The sequence below is a fragment of the Candidatus Tumulicola sp. genome, from assembly GCA_036490475.1.
Lineage (GTDB): Bacteria > Vulcanimicrobiota > Vulcanimicrobiia > Vulcanimicrobiales > Vulcanimicrobiaceae > Tumulicola.
The window spans coordinates 1,666,135-1,685,856 of sequence record DASXDT010000006.1 but is presented as its reverse complement, the minus strand read 5'-3'; the positions used below and the strand labels follow the sequence as shown (position 1 = coordinate 1,685,856).

Below are 19,722 nucleotides of genomic sequence, written 5' to 3'. Positions count from 1 at the left end.
TTTTTAACCGTTTCGTGACCAAGATGTTCCTGACGCGCCCGGTGTTGGCCGTCGTATGCTCGCTGATCATCCTGATCGGCGGCGGCGTCGTCATCCCGGTGCTGCCGATCGCGCAATATCCGCAAATCGCGCCCCCGGTCGTCACCGTTTCGGCGACCTATGTTGGTGCCAGCCCTCAGGCGGTCGAGGCGCAGGTGACGACCCCGATCGAACAAGCCGTGAACACGGTTCAAGGGCTTCGCTATATCTCGTCGACCAGCGCTCAGGGCATCTCGTCGATCACGCTGACGTTCACGCTGGAAACCAATCTCGACATCGCCGCCGCCGACGTTCAGAACGCGGCGCAGACGGCGCTCGGGCAGTTGCCGAGCAGCGTTCAACAGCTCGGCATCACGGTTTCTAAGAACGCCGGCACGTTCGTCATGGGTATCGCGCTGACGTCCGACAACAAAGATATCGACACGCTGCAACTAAGCAACTACGCGCAGCTCAACATCGTCAACAACTTGTCGCGCGTATCGGGGGTCTCGGGCATCCGCATCTTCGGTCAGCGCCAGTACGCCATGCGCATCTGGCTCAACCCGGTCGCGCTCGCGCAACAGGGGCTCGACGTGGGCGACGTGATCAGCAGCTTGCAAGAGCAAAACGTCGCCATCGGTGTCGGCAGCATCGGTTCGCCCCCACAGCCGAAGACGCAGGCACACACCTACACCGTCAACGCGGTGACGCAATTATCGACTCCCGAAGAGTTCTCCAACATTATTTTGCGGCAGAACCTAAACGGCGGCTACACCCGCATCCGCGACGTCGGCCGCGTGGAACTGGGAGCGCAAGACTATTCGAGCGCGCTGCGGTTCGACGGTGAATCGAAGGTCGTCGGATTGGGCGTGCAGCAGTATCCCACCGCCAACGCACTGGACGTTTCGAAAGCGACACTTGCGCAGATGAACCAACTGGCGAAAGCGTTTCCGCCGGGCGTTCACTGGACGGTTGCGTTTAGCACTACCACCTTCGTGCAAGAGTCGATCAAAGAAGTCGTGATCACGCTGCTTCTATCGATCTTCTTGGTGGTGTTGGTCATTTACGTCTTCTTGCAGGACCCGAAGTCGACGCTGATTCCGGCCGTGACGATTCCCGTCTCGCTCATCGGAACGTTCTTCGTCATGAAGATTTTCGGTTTCTCGATCAATACAATTACGTTATTCGGGTTGACCTTGGCCACGGGACTGGTGGTCGACGACGCGATCGTCGTCATTGAGAACATCGCACGTCACATCGAGATGAACAAAGGCAAGAAGAGCGCGCTCGAGAGCGCGGCTGAAGCCATGACCGAAATTCAAAGCGCGGTCATCGCATCGTCGCTGGTTCTGCTTGCCGTGTTCATTCCGGTCGGCTTCTTCCCGGGTACCACGGGCCAACTGTACAAGCAGTTCGCCTTGACGATCGCCGCGGCGATCACCATCTCCCTGTTCCAAGCCCTGACGCTCGCACCGGTGCTTTCGGCGCGCTTGCTCAGCGGCGAATCCGAATCGAACTTCATCTTCTTCCGCTGGTTCAATCACGGCTTGCACCGTTTCCGCGAATGGTATGCGCGCCAACTTCCGCGGGCGTTCCGGTTCCGTTGGTTCGTCGCCGGCGCGTTCGCGCTAGCGCTCGCCTTCACCGGATTCTTGTTCGTCAGCACGCCGCAGGCGTTTATCCCGGATGAAGATCAAGGCTACTTCATCATCTTGCTGCAAGGCCCCGAAGGCATGTCATTGCAGGCCGAACAAGCCGTCAGCAAGCGCGCCGAGAAAATTATCTTGGCACAGCCCGAAGTCGCGCATCTCTTCGACGTCGGCGGCTTCAGCTTCAGCGGCGCCGCACCCAACCGCGGCATCATGTTCGCCTTGCTCAAGCCGTGGGGCGACCGTAAGTGCTCGTTCGTATCGGCGCTGACGTTGCAGCCCTGCACGCATACCGTTCAGTCGGTGCTGCAACGGCTCAACGGCGCCTTCTACATGCAGATTCCGCAGGCGCAGATCTTCGGATTCAATCCGCCCGCGATCAACGGCGTCGGCACGGTCGGCGGCTTCCAATTCGAATTGGAAGATCGCGGCAACGTCGGTCTCGATAAGCTGATGCTGCTGGCGTATCAAGTGATGGGCACGGCCGCCAAAGATCCGCGGCTCACCGGCGTGTTCACGCAATTCCGCAACAACTCACCGCAAGTGCAAGTCGACGTCGACCGAAATAAGGCTAAGGCGATCGGCATCTCGCTCAGCGATATCTTCCAAACGATGGAAGTCGAGCTGGGCTCGCTCTACGTCAACAACTTCACGTACTTGAACCGCGCCTGGCAGGTCGACGTTCAGGCCGACGCGCAATTCCGCAAAGACATCGCGTCGTTACAACAGATCTACGTACACTCCGGGTCGCAAGCGCCCAACATTCCCACCGGCAGCAACCCGTTCGCGACGCCGCCGCCGGGGTCCGGAACGACCCAGACCACCGCCACCGGCGTGGTGATGACACCCATCAGCGCCCTGATGAAGTTAAAGATGGTGAACGGCCCGCCGGTCATCACGCATTACAATCTGTATCGCAACATCGAAATGCAGGGTAACTCTGCGCCCGGGCACAGTTCGGGCGAAGCGATTACCGCCATGGAAGACATCGCCGCCAAAGTTATGCCGCAAGGCGTTAGCTACGAGTGGACCGGCCTGCAGCTGGATCAAATCGCAGCCGGACCGCTGGCGGTCCTGATCTTCGCGCTCGGCCTGGTCTTCGTGTACCTGGTGCTATCGGCGCAGTACGAAAGCTTCATCGATCCGTTGATCGTGCTGCTGGCGGTCCCGGCAGCGCTCTTCGGCGCGCTGGGCTTCATGAATCTGCGCCACTTCCCGATTCCGTTTCTCTTCGATCCCTCACTTGCACAGGACGCGTATGCGCAGGTGGGCTACGTCATGTTGATCGGCTTGGCGAGCAAGAGCGCAATTCTTATCGTGGAATTCGCAAACCAGCAATTACGTGAGGGCGCTACCATCGTTCAAGCAGCGATGCGGGCGGCGCAAACGCGGTTGCGTCCGATCCTGATGACCTCGATCGCGTTCGTCGTGGCCGTAACGCCGCTGGTGTTTGCATCCGGCGCAGGCAACGCGGCCCGCCACTCGTTGGGCACCGTGGTTTTCGGCGGCATGTTGGTATCGACGTTCCTGAACCTGGCGATCACGCCGGTGCTGTACGTCATCATCAAGTCGCTCGAGTCGCGAGGTAAGCCGCATCGTAACGGCCCCGCGCTTGCTGGAACCGACGGTTCGGGTTCGACGCAAATAGCGACATAAGTTTAGAAATCAACATAGCTTTCGTCAAGGCGGGCGCACGCCCGCCTTGGTAAAAGGTTTTTAGCGGCACGGACACAACCTCCGCCCGATGCGCATGCCTGTCTTGCTTTCTCGCGTTACCGCCGGCTTGGTCGCCGTGGCCGCAATGTTTGTCTACGTTCCGGCACGCGCCGACGGCATCGACGACGTGTATGAAAGCTCGATCGTCGGACCGGCCAATCAGGCTCTCGAACACGCGCTGGACCAAGCAGCAAAGCGACGTGCAGCCGAAGCCGCGGCGCAACGCCGTCAATCGGCGCAGCCCGAGCCATCGCCGGGCGCACTAAAATGGAGCTTGCTGCCGGATAACACGGTGGCGCAGGTGCCGCCGGTCAGCCAGCATCCGATTCACATTTCGATGGGCAACAAAGGCCTGGATTATTTTGCCGATCTCACCGTGGCATATCCGTACGGCAACACCGGCGATTTCGGCAGACGATGGCTGATGGGCGGCATGGACGCATCGATCTTGTATGAGTTCGACGATTACACGCGCGTCGTCGCAAGCATGTTTCAGCTCCAGCACTGGCCGCAGGGGTTCAACTCGGGCCAAGTGCCGGTCTATCTAGCCGGTTTCCGAAACCCGGTTGGTTGCGCCGATTTGAGCGGCGGAAATAAATGTGGCGCGGGTGCCGGGCAAAACGTCGCGGTCGGCACCAAAGATACGTTCGGCGTTTTCATGTTGCAAAAGTTGTTCGTGCTTGGCAGCAAAGAAAAACCGATCCCGATCGTCATTTCCCCATCCTATGTCGCGCGCAGCGGTGTGGTACAGGAGTCGGGCACCGCGGACAACGACGTCGTTCCGTTCGCGGTTAACCCGCCCGGCGGACAGGTTTACACGACGGTCCCAACGCGTAGCGCCCAATACAAAGCCGTCGCGGTCACGCTGCCGTTCATGAAGACACCCAAAGTGTTCATGACATTCACCGTCGCGGCGCAGTGGCTCGTGCATACCGCCGGTGCCAACACGCTCAACAGCATGCAAACACCGCTCGTACTCTATATGGAGTACACGCCGACGCGCGGAACCAAGCTCTTTTTCGAGCCGCAAAGCGCCCGCGACTATCTGCCGACCGATCAATATCCCGAGCACTTGATCGCATACTTCCTCGGGGTTTCGCAACGTATCGAGAAATACGGTTTCGTGCAGCTCGTTTTGAACAGCGGTGGTTCGACCAACCTCGGCTCGTACGGCATTCAAGCAATCAAATGTGAGACGACCGCGGTCTGCGCACCGGTCGTCGGCGGATTTAAAGCGACGCAGCTGCAACTTCAGTTCGGCATCGGTTCGCCGGGCTATTTCCCACTCTAAGTTTCGAGGCTTTACGATGACGATGTCTTCAACCGCGCGACGCATTCTTTCCCTCGCCGCGTTGTGCGCGGTGGCCGCCTGCGGTTCGCCCTCGGGTACGACCAGCGCGCTGCCCATTCCCAACGCTGCCGGGCAAGTGAAACCACGCAACGTCAACCCGATTCTCGCAAACATCGTGGGAGTCGGCGACAGTCTAACCGCCGGTTACCAAGCAAACGGCATGCTTGGTCAATCCGACGTCGTCAATCCGCTCACGCATCAGGGGGTTATACCGCCGACGCAAGAAAACGGATTTTGGGCGGTCGTCGACGAGCAAGCTTCGGGCTTGCCTTTGGACGAAGCCATCTCGCGCGAATTCGATCCGGCCAAGAGCCCGCTGCCGCTGATCGCGGGGCCGGGCATCAACAACCAGGTCATTCCGGACGTCAATCCGCCCGATTTCAACATGTTTAAAGCGAATCCGTGCAAATACGACAACGGATTCAACGCCGACGGCTACTTTTTGGAGAATAGTGCTCGCGTTAGAATGAACCCGGGTTCGAATACGATTCGCGACCTGGCGGTTCCGGGTATCAGCCTGCACGAAGCCAACACACTGTCGCAACCGCAGTCGACCACGTGCGAACCGCTTCCGGGAATCCTCGGCGAACTCGCCGCCGTCGTCGATCAGGAGGCCAGCACGTTTTGGCCGGTCCTACGTGGCTTCCGCGGCATGGGACCCAATCTCTCGATGACGGCCGCGGCGGCAAAACTCAAACCGTCGCTAGCAATCGTCTGGCTCGGCGCGAACGACGTCCTTAAGTATATGGGTTCCGGCGGCCGCTTCGTAGGAGGCGATAACACCGTCGGTCAAGTGTCCGGCGATCTCGAAACGACGATAACGACGCTGACGCGTAGCGGCGCGCGCGTCGTGACTGCCAACATTCCGAACATTCTGCTGACGCCGTACTTTATGCGCAGCGCGTTACCGCAGTACCAAAATAAGATTTGTCCCCAGTTTGGCATAACCACCCAAACCTACGTTTTCTGCGTGTGGGGAAAAATTACGAACGAGTTTCAGGCGGCTGAATACGTCGCGCACACCGTCACCGAGAAATATCATCTAGGAACCCCGAACGGTTGCGCACCCGGAAGCTTGACGAAACCGTGCGGCTACCTTACCCTGCAAGGCATGTTTGCGGCCTTACAATATTCGATCGATCATCCCTCAAACAATCCCGACAAACCCAACCTGCCGGATTTCGACAACGGAAAGCCGGGAAGCGGGCTTGGGATGTACTACATAACGCCCGAGTTTGCCGCAAAGATCCAAGCGTTGAACAACACCATCAACACCGGCCTCAATCAGGCCGCCGCTAAAACGCAAACGCCGCTCGTCGATGTCACGGCCTTCTTCGATGGCGTGGCGAGCGGAGACCCGAAAAACCCGTACTTCCAGAGGGCCAGCCATATCGATGTATCGGATGGGTGCTGCGGGCTGGGCTTCGGCAGTGGGCTCGTTAGCTTCGACGGCTTACATCCGTCGAACACCGGTTACGCGCTGCTCGCTTCGTACTTCATCGACACAATCAACAGCCATTACGGCACGAAGATCCCACAGGTCGACGTTAAGGCTGCCTACAAGGGGACCCGATGCAGCAATAAGCGTTACTGCTATCCCGACCCGTACCCGCTGTTTGTCTTCTTGTAGGGAACCTCGTAACGAGGCTCCCTATGCGAGTTTAGCGTTTAGGCGTAGATGCCGCGCAGCTTGAGTGCCTTGACGACCCGGTCGATTGCCAGCGTGTAGGCTGCGGTGCGTAGCGTCGCGTTGCGCGAACTTGCGATGGAGCGAATCTCGTGCAGGTTCTCCAACAGCGCTTCTTCTAGACGCTGATTGACCTCGCTCTCGCGCCAGAAAAATCCCATACGATCTTGCACCCACTCGAAATACGAGACGGTGACGCCGCCGGCATTCGCCATGATATCGGGAATGACGGTGATGCCTTTTTCTTTGAAGATGCGGTCGGCTTCCGGCGTGGTCGGGCCGTTAGCGCCCTCGACGATCAGCTTGGCCTTTACTTTCGGGGCCGTTTCGGCCGTGAACACCTTTTCGAGCGCGGCCGGAACGAGCACGTCGCAATCGCTCGCGAGCAGCTCGGCGTTGGTGATTTTATCGCCGCCCTTGAAACCTTCGAGGGTACCGTGCTGGCCGACGTGCGCCATCGCACCGCCGATGTAAATCCCGTCTGCGTTGTAGTACGCGCCGGTAACGTCGGATATGCCGACGATCTTGCAGCCACGCTCCTCAAACAGTTTAGCCGCATAGCGGCCGACGTTTCCGAAGCCTTGAATGGCAATGCGCGCCTCTTCCGGACGCAAACCGATCTCGTTCATCTCGTCGAGCGCGCAGATCGTGACGCCGCGGCCGGTGGCCTCGACGCGGCCGCGCGAGCCGCCGATTTCGATCGGCTTGCCGGTAACGACACCGGGCGTGTTTTGGCGAACGTGCATCGAGTACGTATCCATGAACCACGCCATGATTTGCGGCGTCGTGTTGACATCGGGCGCCGGGACGTCCTTATCGGGTCCCACAACTTCGACCAGTTCGGCCGCATAGCGGCGAGTGATTCGTTCGAGTTCGTTCATCGAGAGCGAGCCCGGGTCGCAGGTGACTCCGCCTTTACCGCCGCCGAACGGCAGATCGACGACGGCGCACTTCCACGTCATCCAAAACGCAAGCGCCGTAACTTCATCGAGCGTTACGCCCGGATGGTAACGAATGCCGCCCTTTGCCGGGCCGCGCGCGAAGCTAAATTGTACGCGATATCCGGTGTACACTTCGAATTCGCCGGAATCGCGTTGAAACGGGATTGCGAAGATGATTTGTCTAGCTGGGATGGTGAGAATCCGCCGCATTCCGGCGTCGAGTTCGAGGAGATCCGCCGCCTCCATAAAGTAGGCGATAGCATCGCCGAAAACCGAAACCTCACGCGTGGGCGTCGCCATAATCAGTTATAAGCCTCCAACGCAACTCACTTAGATTCGAACGAGCGGACGACCTGTTCACACATTAAATCGGAAGTTCACGACGTCGCCCTCGCGCATCACATACTCGCGACCCTCGCTGCGAATCAGCCCGGCGGCTCGCATAGCGTCCATCGTTCGATATTCCACGTAGTCGTCGTACGAAACGATTTCGGCACGAATAAATCCACGCTCGATGTCGCCGTGGATCCGCCCTGCGGCCTCGGGGGCTTTGGTGCCGCGCGGGATCGTCCAGGCGCGAACCTCTTTCTCGCCCGCCGTAAGAAACGTCATCAAGCCCAAAACGTCGTAGGCCGCGGCGGCCAACTCGTCCAGACCGCTTCGATGCATCCCCAGCTCGGCGCGAAACGCAGTGGCCTCGTCCTCGCTGAGACCCGCTAGCTCGGCTTCGACTTTTCCCGAAAGGACGACCGCGTGACCGGCCTCGGCCTCGGCCCGCCGGCGCACTGCCTCGATCGCAGCATCCGAGCCTTCAACCGCCTGCGACTCATCGACGTTGGCAACGTAGAGCAACGGCTTGGCGGTCAGCAGAAACGCCTCGTGCGCGATTTCTCGTTCGACCGAACCTTCTGCGAACGAGCGGGCCGGCGTGCCGGCTTCCAGCGCCGCGACGAGGCGTTTGGCCGCTTCCACGCGTGCTCTTGCCTTGACGTCGTTGCGCGCTTCGCGTTCCATCTTCGAAACGCGGCGCTGCATCGAATCCAGATCGGCCAACGCCAACTCGATCTCGATGATCTCGATGTCGCGCTGCGGATCGGGATGGCCCTCGACGTGCGTCACATTGTCGTCTTCGAAGCACCGCACGACCATCGCGATCGCATCCGTCTCGCGAACGTGGCTGAGGAATGCGTTGCCGAGCCCTTCGCCCGAACTCGCGCCGCGAACCAAGCCCGCGATGTCGACAAAACGCACCGTCGCCGGTACTACTTTTCGCGCCGAAACGAGCCGCTCGAGCTGCGTCAAACGATCGTCCGGAACGGCGACCTCACCGATGTTGGGTTCGATCGTCGCAAACGGATAGTTCGCCGCAAGCGCTTGCGCCGAGCGAGTAAGCGCGTTGAAAATGGTGGATTTGCCGACGTTGGGCAACCCGACGATTCCGCACGAAAGAGCCATATTGGAGGGAACTCCGTTCGGCCGCTCGTGTAAGCCGACCTACCGGATTGCGCTCGGACGCGTTTTGGAGGCGCTCGTCGCGCGCTTGTCGGATACGTCGCGTATGCGACAAATGAAGGTCGACAAGCTGGGAATCGACCTCCTGACCCACGACCCCGTCGTAATCCTCAAAGACATGGACGGCGCGCACTATCTTCCTATTCTGATCGGGCCGTTCGAGGCGACCGCGATCGCACTCGCGCTCGAAGGCGCTCCGGTTCCGCGGCCGTTGTCGCACGACTTGATGCGCAGCATTCTCGAAACGCTCGACGCCCGGCTCGAACAAGTCGTCATTCACGACATCAAAGACGCCACGTTCTTTGCGAAGTTAGTCGTGCGCGCGGATGGCGAGCTCTCCGAGATCGACGCCCGTCCGTCGGACGGCATAGCGCTGGCGCTCCGGGCGCAAGCACCGATCTTCGTATCCGACAAAATCGTTTTGGAAGAAGCCAACTCCGACAAGCGCCCGATCAACGACAACGAGATGGCACGCTTCAAAAAGTTTCTCGACGATTTGAAACCGTCAGACTTCAACCGCTAACGGAATCGCCTTACATATCCCAACGCCAGGCGTTCCACCACGGCGTCGCCGTCGGATTGGGCAGGTACTCGCGCAAATCCGAAGATCGCACGACGATGCGGTCTGATTCGTACAGCGGAACGTACGCGACGTCGTTCCAAATAATGCGGCCGGCCGCGCGATAAATCGTCGCACGGCGTGCGATGTCGTCGGTTTGCAGGCCGGCGCGCTCGAGTTGGTCGAGTTGCGGATTACAATAACGAAAGATGTTCTGACCGCGCGGATACCACCGATCGCACGCCACGAAGTTATATACGTCCGGATCCCAGTTGAGCGTATTCGAATACAGCGCCAAGTCGTAGGTTCCACCGTAAATCGGCCCGGCCGGCGCGGCGAAGATCGTGCTATAGGCATACGTGCGGATCGCCAGGTCGATGCCCACACGCCGCAACGATGCCTGAACCAACAGCGCGATGCGTTCGAACTGTGCGTTGCCGGCAATCGTCGCCAACGTCAAATCGAGCCGCGTTCCTCCGCGACGGCGCGTTCCGTCGGGGCCCATGCGCCATCCCGCCGCGTCGAGTTCGCGGGCAGCATTTTCCAGCTGCTGCGTGCGCGCAGCAAAGACCCGGTAGCCGATCGCAGTGGGTGGCAGGCTGTCGAGCGCCGGACGGAACGAACCGCCCGCTACGTCGCGCAGTATCTCGTCGTACGGCACTGCGTCCGCGATCGAGCGGCGAACGCGCGAGTCGGACAGCGCCGGCTTCGACGAGTTGGCAAACAGCGCGCCTTGCGAATTCCACGGCGCGGTCGAAACGACCGTGCCCGCGGCGCTACGATATTCCGGCAACAACGCGGGCGAAGCGGCGGCGATGAGGTCGACACGGTGCGTCTGCAGCGCGAGCGCCAACGAACGGTCGTTTGGAACGACGGTCAGCTCGATGCGTTGCAGCTTCGGCCGGCCCTTAAAGTAGCGGTCGAAACGCTCGAGCACGATGCGATCGCCACGCGCCCAAGAAACGAAACGAAACGGCCCGGTTCCGACCGGCGCGCTCGACAGTGGACCGGCGTTGAAGCTGCGTTCGCGCCGCAGGACGTGGGCCGGCAAAATGGGTTTGCCACCCTCTTGCAACGGTGCGAAAAAGCGCGATACGAACGGCGGGTATCGACGCCGCAGGCGAATGGCGATCGCGTACCGGCCGAGCGTTCGAATCGAAGTAACTTCGTCGTACCCTTCCCGCTCGAACGTATCGTTACGCGGATCCATCACCGCTCGCCAGGACGCGACAACGTCGGCGGAAGTGAACGGCGCACCGTCGTGCCAAATGACGTTACGGCGCAAGCGGTACACGTAGGTGCGTCCGTCGGGTGAAATGCCGCCGTTGGCGCGCGACGGAACCGCCAACGCCAGGTCGCCAATCAAACGGCCGCGCGCATCGGCGACGATGAGGTACGAATAGACCAGGGACGCGATGTCGTAACTGACGTCCATCTCCGAAAGGTACGGGTTTAAGCGATCGGGATCGCTCGCAATTCCAATCCGCAGAACGTGTGGAACGGTCCAGGGCAGGCGTCCGCCTTCGGCCTGCGTCGATCGAGCCGAACAGCCGGCAGCGAGCAAGGCGAGTACGGCCCACACGTAGCGGCGCATGGGCGCCAGCGTTCGAGGGGACGACGGCGCCACCTCGAACACCGCCGACGGCGCCGAGCGCCTGCGGGAGTGAATGAACGAAACGTTGAGCGCCGACATCGGCGTGTTTGGTGGTTCCGGTTTTTATTCGCTGATGGACGACACGCACGAAGCGTGGATCGAAACGCCGTACGGGGCCACCAGCGATCGCATTTCGATCGGCACGATCGGCGGAAAGCGCGTAGCCTTTTTAGCGCGCCACGGAGCGCACCACCGCTTTCCGCCCCATGCCGTGAACTATCGTGCCAACGTCTATGCCATGAAGAAACTCGGCGTACGCTGGATCCTCGCACCAACCGCTTCCGGATCGCTCAATCGCGATGTCGCACCCGGATCCATGGTGGTTTGCGATCAACTCGTCGACCGCACGAGCGGACGTCGCGACACGTTCTACGACGGCCCGCCGACGACGCACGTTTCGTTCGCCGATCCGTATTGTCCGACGCTGCGCCCGTTGGCTGTGGATGCGTTGCGCGGGTGCGGCATCGAAACGCACGACCGGGGAACCGTCGTGGTGATCTCCGGACCGCGCTTTTCGACCCGAGCCGAGTCGAAGTGGTATCAAAGCCAGGGCTGGGAAGTCATCAACATGACGCAATATCCCGAAAGTTACTTAGCGCGCGAGCTCGAAATGTGCTACGTGAACGTGTCGTTGATCACCGATTACGACGTCGGTCTCGAGGGCATGCCGCCGGTGTCGGTGCAGTCGGTGGTCGAGATGTTCGCGCGCAATAACGAGCGGTTACGAGAAGTATTGGCTGAAATCATCGCACGCATCGAGGTGGACGCCGACTGCAGTTGTCAGCACGCGCTCGACAACGCGCGAATTTGACAAGGAAATCTCGTGCGTAAGATCGGCTCGGTCGACGTCCTGACGTACCTGCGCGCCTTTCCGTTGCTGGCGCGCCACCTGTCGATCCTCGCCGTTCCGTTGCTGGCGGCGGTGGTCGACGTGTTGTTCGACCGGCTCTCAACGCTGTTCACCGACCCGTTGGGCGGCAGCGGCGCGGGCATCTTTCAAATGCTGTCGCAACTCGTGTACTTGTGGGCGTTCGGCGTGGCCATCGTGCAAGCCGGCAACGTCTGGCGCGGCCGCCGCGGTTCGTTCGACGATGCGTGGGACGAATCGCGCGCAAAGTTTGGCGGCATCGCGCTCGCGGCCATCGGGTTTCAGTTCGTCGTGTGGGCGGCGTCATTTCTCGGATCATTTTTGGGAGGCATCGTCGGGCTGGCGCTCGGCGCGGTTGCCGCATTCTTCTTGATCTACACGATACCGGCGGCCGCCATCGGCGGCATGCCCGGATCCCTCGCGCTTGCGGCGTCGTTCCGCGCCGTGCGCGAAAACGTGCTCGGTTCGATCGTTCTGGCCGTCGTATTTTTTGCCGTGTACTACGCGGCGGTACCGCTGGCGCTTCCGTTTCTGTTGATACACCTTCCGCCGCTCGGCGGACAGCTCGTGATGGCGGTCGCGCGGGCGTTGGCGCTGTCGTACTTAGCGTTCCCGTTCGCTAAACAGTACGACGACGTCGCGTTCAAGCGCTCGTGGTGAACTCGCCCGGCGCCAGTGCCATTCGAACGATGTCGGCTACCAACGCGGGCGTAACGTTGGTTTGCGACATGCGGTGCACGTCGTCGAGTTTTTGCAACAGCCGGAACGCAGCGCTACGATCCAACGGGCGTAGCTCGGCAATCGCCTTGGCGTAATCCGGGGCCAACGGCTGGGCCGCCACACCCAGCGTCCCCGCGGCGATCCAATCCCGCGCCAACGATTTCACCAGATCCAAGCCTTCGCCCAGCGTTTCGCGCGTCGCCCACTGCGATGAGGCGGTCACGCCGCGCGCACCGGAAAAAAACCAAGCTGCCACCGTTTCGCGAAGCGAATCCTCACCTGCGAGCATGGCCAGGGCGCGCGCCGCATTCCCGCCGGCCAACGCGGCCGCACGGCGCGCCTGCGTTTCGTCATGACCGTGCGCGCGTAGAACGCCGGCGATATCTTCTGCAGTCATCGGGGGAAACGCTATTTCGACCAGGCGCGAGCGGATCGTCGGAAGCAGCGAATCGGGCGCCGACGTCGTCACGATCGTGGTGACCGCGCCGGGCGGCTCCTCGAGAAACTTCAGCAGTGCGTTGGGTGCCGCGTCGGTTGCGAACGTGACGTCGCCCATCAACAACACGCGACCGCCGCCCGCATACGATTGCAACGCCAGCTGGCGGACGAGTTGGCGGGCCGACAGTCCTCCGTCTTCGTGAAATCCGCCCGACGCGTCACCCTCGCCGATGCGCAGTTCGCCCGTGTGATCGAAAAAGTCGGGATGGCGCGTGTCGTCGCCGGATTGAAACAACACGCACGAACGGCACGTTCCATCGTACCCGGCGGCCGCCGGCGTACCCGGCGACTCGCACAGCAGCGACTGCGCCAAACGCCGCGCGAAGGTTTTCTTGCCGGCGCCGGCCGGCCCGACGAATAGATAGCCGTGCGCCATTTTTTCGCGCGGCAGCGTTTCGAAAAAACGTTTCGGCGCGGCCGCGCTCGCGACATCGAAGCGAGCGGCACTCACGATGCGTCACCAAAGCGGTCGCGCATTACGGTTAACGTTTGCTCGAGCAACTGCGCCGGCTCGAGCCGTCCATCCAACAACACGCGACCCGGCTGCGCGGCCAACGCCAGAAATCCTTGCCGCACGCGCTGATGGAACGCGTCATCTTCGGCTTCGACCCGGTCGATCGTGCCGGCGCGTTGGGCCGTGCGCGCGCGCGAAACGTCGATCGGAATGTCGAGCACGAAGGTGCAATCCGGTGCCAACCCGCCGGTGGCCGCGTCGCACACGGCGCGTAAGATGTCTAGCCCGAGCCCGCGGCCGTATCCCTGATACGCCAATGTGGAATCGACGTAGCGATCGCACAAGACGATGCCGCCGGTCCGCAACCGCGGAGCGATCGCATCGGCGACGTGCTGGGCGCGCGCCGCGTTGATCAGCAGCGCTTCGGCCATCGGTCCGATCGCCGACGAGCGCGACAAGAAGATTCCACGCACCGCGTCGCCCAGCGGCGTCCCACCCGGTTCGCGCGTGGTCAGCGAATCCAAACCGCGCTGCAACAAGGCAGACGCAACCGAAGCCAGCAGCGTGCTTTTGCCGCTGCCTTCGATCCCCTCGAACGCCAAAAACACTAAGAGGTCTTAAAAATTCGTACGCGGCGGTTCGGCTCGAGACCGGTGCTCTGCGATTGCAGCCGATACCGTTCGGCGAGCTGATGCTGCATACGCCGAACGTACGACGTCTGCGGCGACAACTCGATGGCTTGACTCGTTAACAAAACCTGATAGACCGCTTCCTCGGCTTCTCGCACCGCGATATCTTCCTGGTCGATCGAACCAAGATTGAACACGTCGCGCAGAGCGGTTTGGATCTGTGTGGTCGTATTCGTTTTAATCGAATAGATCGGCACGTTGTCGGATGCGATCTGCTTGAGTTTGGGGTGCTGTTTGCGTTCGAGCGTCTTGAGCGTCAGTACGACGTCGGCGTCGTCAAACGTCCGCGCGATCGCCGCCCTTACCCGCAAATTATGGATGGCCCGCTCGATTTTATTGCGCGAAACGCCGTAGGGAAAGATCGACAGCGGCCGGTCGCGTTCGTCCCCTTCGTTCGGTTCGGCGTACGCTTCGGACAGCTGCGGCATCGACTCCGTGTCGGCTTCTTGGACGACCGTTACCGCGCCGCTGGCTTCGCGCTGGCGGATTTCGGGCTGCGGCTGATACCCGCGCAGCAGCGCGTCGATCACGTCGGCGACGTTCTTGTGGATCGCCAGCCGGTCGCGGTCGTGAATTTCGACGACCATGTCGAACGTCGGCGGCGCCTTGCGTTCCAGCACGGTTTTGCGGGTGCCGCGGCGGCGCGCTTCTTCGTCCGAAAGCGTCACGGCACTGATGCCACCAACCAGATCCGACAGCGTCGGATTCATCAGCAGATTTTCGAGCGTCTGGCCGTGCGCCGTACCGATGAGTGTAACGCCGCGTTCGGCGATAGTTCGAGCGGCCAACGCTTCGGCTTCGGTACCGATTTCGTCGATCACGATGACCTGCGGCATGTGATTCTCGACCGCCTCGATCATCACGGCGTGCTGTAGCGCCGGATCGGCGACTTGCATGCGCCGCGCCAGCCCGATTCCCGGATGCGGAACGTCGCTGTCGCCGGCGATCTCGTTGGAGGTGTCGACGATGACCACGCGCTTACGATCTTCGGAAAGAATGCGCGCGCACTCGCGCAGCATCGTAGTTTTGCCGACGCCCGGACGGCCGAGCAAACAGATCGAACGACCGCTTCGCAGTACGTCGAGCAAGATGTCGATCGTTCCGTACACCGCGCGGCCGACGCGACACGTCAGCCCCACAATCTTACCGGTGCGATTGCGAATGGCGCTGATGCGATGCAGCGTCTGCTCGATGCCCGCGCGGTTGTCGGCGCCGAAGGCAGATATCCGCGAACAGACGTGCGCGATATCTTCGTGCGTGACGGCGGCGTCGATCAGGTAGGTGAAGTCGTGTTCGAAGCGTGCTTCGGGCGGACGCCCCAAGTCGAGCACGACCTCGATGATTTCATCGACGTTGCCGAGACGAACGAGTGCTTGACGGATTGCGAGCGGAAAAATATCGAGGAGCTGCGATAGCTCCCAGCTTGGGGAGAGCGATTCTGCTCGAACGGCCACTTCTGACCCTCACGCGGTGACGTGTTTTCGAGGCGTTACCCGGCGGTCGCCGCTACTCCTTCACCACTCGAATCGTGCGCAGCTCGTCGTCGTACGGGCCTTGAATGCGCACGCCGGCTTTCATCTCCAATCGCAAATAATCGACCAGCTCTTTGGTCAACTCCTCGCCCGGCGCGATGACCGGGATACCGGGAGGATAGGGTGCGATCGTTTCGGCGCAAATGCGCCCGGCAGAATCGCGAAACGGAACCGAATCGGTTTCCGCTAGGAAGGCGTCGCGTGGCAGCATGCGCATCTTCGGGATCTTCGGCAACCGATAATTTCCGCGATTCACGCGCCGCTCCAAGATGCCCGAGGCCGCATACATATCCACCGCGCGGTCGTCGTGCGCCATCTCCTCGAAGGCGAACGCCAGACGGTCGGCGGCGTCGCGCGTGGTGCCGATCGTGAACAGCGCGACCACGTTGAACAGATCCGCCAACTCGACTTGAATGTTGTAGCGATAACGTAGAATCTCGGACGCTTCGTAGCCGGTGTAGCCCAAACCGGTCACCGTAACCGCGATCTTGGTGGGATCGAGATCGAAGACGCCTTTACGGCCCTGCAACTCCTCTCCGAAGCAATACAACCCTTCGATACGATTGATGCGACGGCGCGTTTCTTCGGCCAGTTCGATCGTGCGCGACAACAAGGCACCGCCTTCTGTCGCCATCTGCTTGCGTGCGACGTCCAACGACGCGACCATCGGGAGGTTGGGCGACGTCGACAAGAACATCTTGAGCACGGCCTTTAGCCGGTCGAGCCGCACGCGTGGACCCTTTTGGTGCAACATCGCGCACTGGGAGAATGCCGACAGCATTTTGTGCGTGGAATTGATGGACAAATCGGCGCCGGCTTGCGTGGCCGACAACGGCAACGCCGGATGGAAATGGAAATGCGGTCCCCAGGCCTCGTCGACCAGCATCAGCTTGCCTGCATCGTGCACGATCCGTTCGATCGACGCAAGATCCGCGGCGACTCCGTAGTAGGTCGGCGATACGACGTACACGGCGACCAAGTCCGGATATTCTTCGAGCGTCCGCGCAACCGTCTCGGGCGTGACGCAATGATCCATGTGCAGATCTTCGTCGACTTCGGGCTGCATGTAGATCGGATGCGCGCCGCTCATTACCAGCCCGCCGAGCATCGACTTATGCGAGTTGCGCGGAACGGCAATCTTGTCGCCCGGGTTTACCGCGGTCATCATCATGCATTGATTGCCGCTGGTCGAGCCGTTGGTCAAGAAAAACGTGTGATCGGCGCCCCACGCGAGCGCGGCCAGTTCTTGTGCTTCCTTGATGGCCGCAACCGGCTGCAGCAAATCGTCGATGCCCGGCATGGGCGTCAGGTCGATCGCGCAGATATTGTCGCCGACGAACTCGCGAAACGCCAGGTCCATGCCGTTTCCTTGGATATGGCCCGGCGTGTGAAATGGCAGCACGCCCGAGTCGACATAGTCGAGCAGTGCTTGAAAATAGGGGGCCTTCGATTGATCCAAGTCCATCGCGCCTGAGCGAGTACGCCGAAGGTGCCGGTCCGCCCCGCCGTTGCGGCGCTTTCTTACCGTATAAGGCGCAACGCCGCAAGCAATTCGGCAGCATCGCCGCTACGATGCGACGCAACGAACAGGCGCGTGCCGCCGAAGCCCTCGACTCCACCGCCGGCGCCTAACCCCGCAAGCGCTGCCGGTACGCCGGCGCCGGGCGGCAGCACGACTGCCCACGCGACTGGGGATCGGCCGAGCGTCGCGCCGTACCCGAGATAATCGAGCGCCGGGATCGACGGCACCGCCGCCGTTCCGCGCGCGTCGAAATTGATGTGATAGACGTCGAAATAATCGCCGTACACCAGACCGATGCGATGCGATGCGAGGAAGGCGCGCATCTTGCGATCGGCGTCCAGCTGCGCGCCCAACACGGCGCGACCCGGCGTGCCCGGCAAATCGTACAGCGCGACGTTCGGAAGAATCAGCAGGGCCAATGCGGCAAGCGCGAGCGCGCGCAGACGGCTTCGCCACAGCCAGTCGATTCCGAGCGCGAAGGCGATGGGCGCGACGACATACAGCGGCGTTAGATAGCGCACGGTCCAGCCCCGCACCGAACCGGCGGTCGAAAATACGTCGAGCAAGAACGTTGCCAGCGCAACACCCGCGCACAACCACGCCAACTCGCGTGGTCGCAACGCACCATCGCTGGTCGCAGCGTCGTCGCGCAGCGAAGCAACGAGCGCGCCGAGCGCCAGCAGTATCCCGGCGGTTAACGGCAACCACGTCGACGGCCCTCCGCCGTAGGTAAAAAGCTGCGGAAGCGGCGACGTGAAAAACCACACTGCGTTCGACCACAGTGCGCCGGCACCGGATACCGGTACGGCGACCCAGTTATGCGCGAAGGTGGGAAAGCCGCCGCTGACGTTGGCGACGAGCCACGGCCACGAGCCGGCACAGGCGGCGACGGCACACGCGAGCCATTCGCGACGGGTAGGCCGCCGGTGCGCCACGATCCAGACGAGCGCAGGCAGCGTGACCATCGCGGTCTGCAGCGACATCCACACGCCGGCCCCCGCGCTTAAACCAAACGCTGCAGCCAACCACGTCGATTCGCGGCGACGCAAGAGTACCGCCAGCCACAGCGTCAGGGCGCACGATGCCGCGATCTCACCGTACCCCCACGGCACGTACGTCACCGTGAGAAATGCAGCGGCGGGAAAGGCCGCAAATGCGATCGCAAAACATCCGGCGCGCGCGCCGAGCGCGGCGCGCGCGAACGCCGCCGATGCCGCTACGTACGACGCGCCCCACGTTAGACCGGTCAGCGCCAACGCCGTTCGCGACGCACCGGCGAACGTAAAAAACGCCGCGGTAACGTAACAACTGGCCGCGCCAAGTCGATAGCCACCGGGGAAAAACGCCGGATGTTGCCCGGTGCGAACGGCCAACGCGCACAACCCCGCCAGAACGCCGTCGGAGTCGATGGGAAACGCAGCCAGCGGAAAATACAGGGCGACGCGCAACCCGAATCCCAACACCAGCAGAGCGCCGGCCGCGACCGCCCAGCGCCGGCGCACGTCAGACTTCTACACGCTCGTCGATGGAAACGTTGTACAAGAACAAAAACTTACCCCATTCGTCCGGCAAGGTGTTGCGCTTGATTTGAATCCACGGAATGTATTTAGGCTGGCGCGGCCGGCGCGCGAGCTTCATGTTGCACTCGTCCGGCGTGCGGTTGTTCTTGCGGTTATTGCAGCGCATGCAGGCGCAGACTAAATTTTCCCAGGTCGACGGGCCGCCGCGGCTCTTGGGCGTTACGTGGTCGACCGTCATGAGTTTTTCGCCGTGGATGCCGCAATATTGGCACTTATGATCGTCGCGAATCAGCACGTTCTTCTTGGTGAGCGCGACCTTCTGCATGGGCCTGCGAATATAATATAGCATGCGAATGATCGAGGGCATTCGCATTTCGTACGTGGTCGAAGCGATCGTGCGGTCGCGGCCGTGCAGTAGTTCGGCTTTACCAGCGAACAGCATCTTGACGGCGCGTTGGAAACTCGTGACGTTCAACGCCTCGTACGTGAAGTTCAATACGAGTACGTCGCTCACGTCAAGCCAAGCCTACGCGTCTCGTTTACGCACGAACGTCATGCGCGTCTCGGTCAGCATTTGCGTGATCGCCAAGCGCTGGTCGGGCGACAGCCGTTCTTTCACTCGATCGAAGGCAGCGGCGGCGACGTCGATAGCAATTTCGGCCGCCGGCAGGTCGATGGAACGTTCGTCTTGGCTGGTAAGATACGCGTGCGCGGCGAGGGAGAGCGCGACGATCACCTCGGTCAGCAACGGCTCGACCGGCGGTATGTGACCTTCAAAACCTCCTTGTGAGCGTTCCTCGGAGGCTGGGTCCGGCGTCATCTTGAGACGATG

16 protein-coding genes are annotated in these 19,722 nt (G+C 61.4%); 6 read left to right on the top strand and 10 right to left on the bottom strand.

All coding sequences use genetic code 11. The features are described from left to right. Positions 1-23 precede the first annotated feature (23 nt). The 3 genes from VGF98_15560 to VGF98_15550 all read left to right on the top strand — a co-directional run bounded on the left by VGF98_15560 (position 24) and on the right by VGF98_15550 (position 6,364). Positions 24-3,323, top strand: coding sequence for an efflux RND transporter permease subunit (locus VGF98_15560; protein HEY1683064.1), 3,300 nt, complete (start codon positions 24-26; stop codon positions 3,321-3,323). Between the two features lie 88 nt (positions 3,324-3,411). Beyond that, entirely contained in the window at positions 3,412-4,674 is a 1,263-nt protein-coding gene (locus VGF98_15555; GenBank protein HEY1683063.1) for a hypothetical protein, read from the top strand. Between the two features lie 16 nt (positions 4,675-4,690). Continuing rightward, positions 4,691-6,364 (top strand): hypothetical protein, encoded by a 1,674-nt coding sequence (locus VGF98_15550; GenBank protein HEY1683062.1) that lies wholly within the window; start codon positions 4,691-4,693, stop codon positions 6,362-6,364. 38 nt (positions 6,365-6,402) lie between these two features. On the opposite strand, the gene VGF98_15545 is transcribed toward VGF98_15550, so the two are convergent. Further along, positions 6,403-7,662, bottom strand: a complete 1,260-nt coding sequence (locus VGF98_15545) for a Glu/Leu/Phe/Val dehydrogenase (protein ID HEY1683061.1) — start codon at positions 7,660-7,662, stop codon at positions 6,403-6,405. Between the two features lie 57 nt (positions 7,663-7,719). After that, a complete protein-coding gene (gene ychF / locus VGF98_15540) occupies positions 7,720-8,817 on the bottom strand; it encodes a redox-regulated ATPase YchF (protein ID HEY1683060.1) in 1,098 nt (365 codons plus the stop codon). Position 8,818: 1 nt separating this feature from the next. Between ychF and VGF98_15535 the strand changes: the two genes are divergently transcribed. Then, positions 8,819-9,397, top strand: coding sequence for a bifunctional nuclease family protein (locus tag VGF98_15535; protein HEY1683059.1), 579 nt, complete (start codon positions 8,819-8,821; stop codon positions 9,395-9,397). 10 nt (positions 9,398-9,407) lie between these two features. Here VGF98_15535 and VGF98_15530 read toward each other — a convergent pair whose 3' ends face one another. After that, on the bottom strand, positions 9,408-11,027 hold the full coding sequence (locus tag VGF98_15530) for an ABC transporter substrate-binding protein (GenBank protein HEY1683058.1): 1,620 nt from the start codon (positions 11,025-11,027) through the stop codon (positions 9,408-9,410). A 73-nt stretch (positions 11,028-11,100) separates the two neighbouring features. On the opposite strand from VGF98_15530, the gene VGF98_15525 reads away from it, so the two are divergent. Beyond that, positions 11,101-11,898, top strand: a complete 798-nt coding sequence (locus tag VGF98_15525; GenBank protein HEY1683057.1) for an S-methyl-5'-thioadenosine phosphorylase — start codon at positions 11,101-11,103, stop codon at positions 11,896-11,898. A 12-nt stretch (positions 11,899-11,910) separates the two neighbouring features. Beyond that, entirely contained in the window at positions 11,911-12,615 is a 705-nt protein-coding gene (locus VGF98_15520; protein ID HEY1683056.1) for a hypothetical protein, read from the top strand. Here the strand turns inward: VGF98_15520 and VGF98_15515 are convergent. The 7 genes from VGF98_15515 to VGF98_15485 form a co-directional block, all read right to left on the bottom strand. Continuing rightward, on the bottom strand, positions 12,599-13,624 hold the full coding sequence (locus VGF98_15515; protein ID HEY1683055.1) for a hypothetical protein: 1,026 nt from the start codon (positions 13,622-13,624) through the stop codon (positions 12,599-12,601). The genes VGF98_15520 and VGF98_15515 overlap by 17 nt on opposite strands. Further along, complete coding sequence (tmk, locus tag VGF98_15510) at positions 13,621-14,235, bottom strand: dTMP kinase (GenBank protein HEY1683054.1); 615 nt, start codon at positions 14,233-14,235, stop codon at positions 13,621-13,623. The genes VGF98_15515 and tmk overlap by 4 nt, the downstream gene beginning before the upstream one ends. Further along, a complete protein-coding gene (locus tag VGF98_15505) occupies positions 14,235-15,770 on the bottom strand; it encodes a R3H domain-containing nucleic acid-binding protein (protein HEY1683053.1) in 1,536 nt (511 codons plus the stop codon). The genes tmk and VGF98_15505 overlap by 1 nt, the downstream gene beginning before the upstream one ends. A gap of 52 nt (positions 15,771-15,822) precedes the next feature. Next, entirely contained in the window at positions 15,823-17,307 is a 1,485-nt protein-coding gene (locus tag VGF98_15500; protein HEY1683052.1) for an aminotransferase class I/II-fold pyridoxal phosphate-dependent enzyme, read from the bottom strand. Between the two features lie 62 nt (positions 17,308-17,369). Continuing rightward, on the bottom strand, positions 17,370-18,872 hold the full coding sequence (locus VGF98_15495; protein ID HEY1683051.1) for a hypothetical protein: 1,503 nt from the start codon (positions 18,870-18,872) through the stop codon (positions 17,370-17,372). A gap of 1 nt (position 18,873) precedes the next feature. Then, positions 18,874-19,404, bottom strand: coding sequence for an HNH endonuclease (locus VGF98_15490; protein HEY1683050.1), 531 nt, complete (start codon positions 19,402-19,404; stop codon positions 18,874-18,876). Between the two features lie 12 nt (positions 19,405-19,416). After that, entirely contained in the window at positions 19,417-19,710 is a 294-nt protein-coding gene (locus VGF98_15485) for a hypothetical protein (protein HEY1683049.1), read from the bottom strand. Positions 19,711-19,722 lie beyond the last annotated feature (12 nt).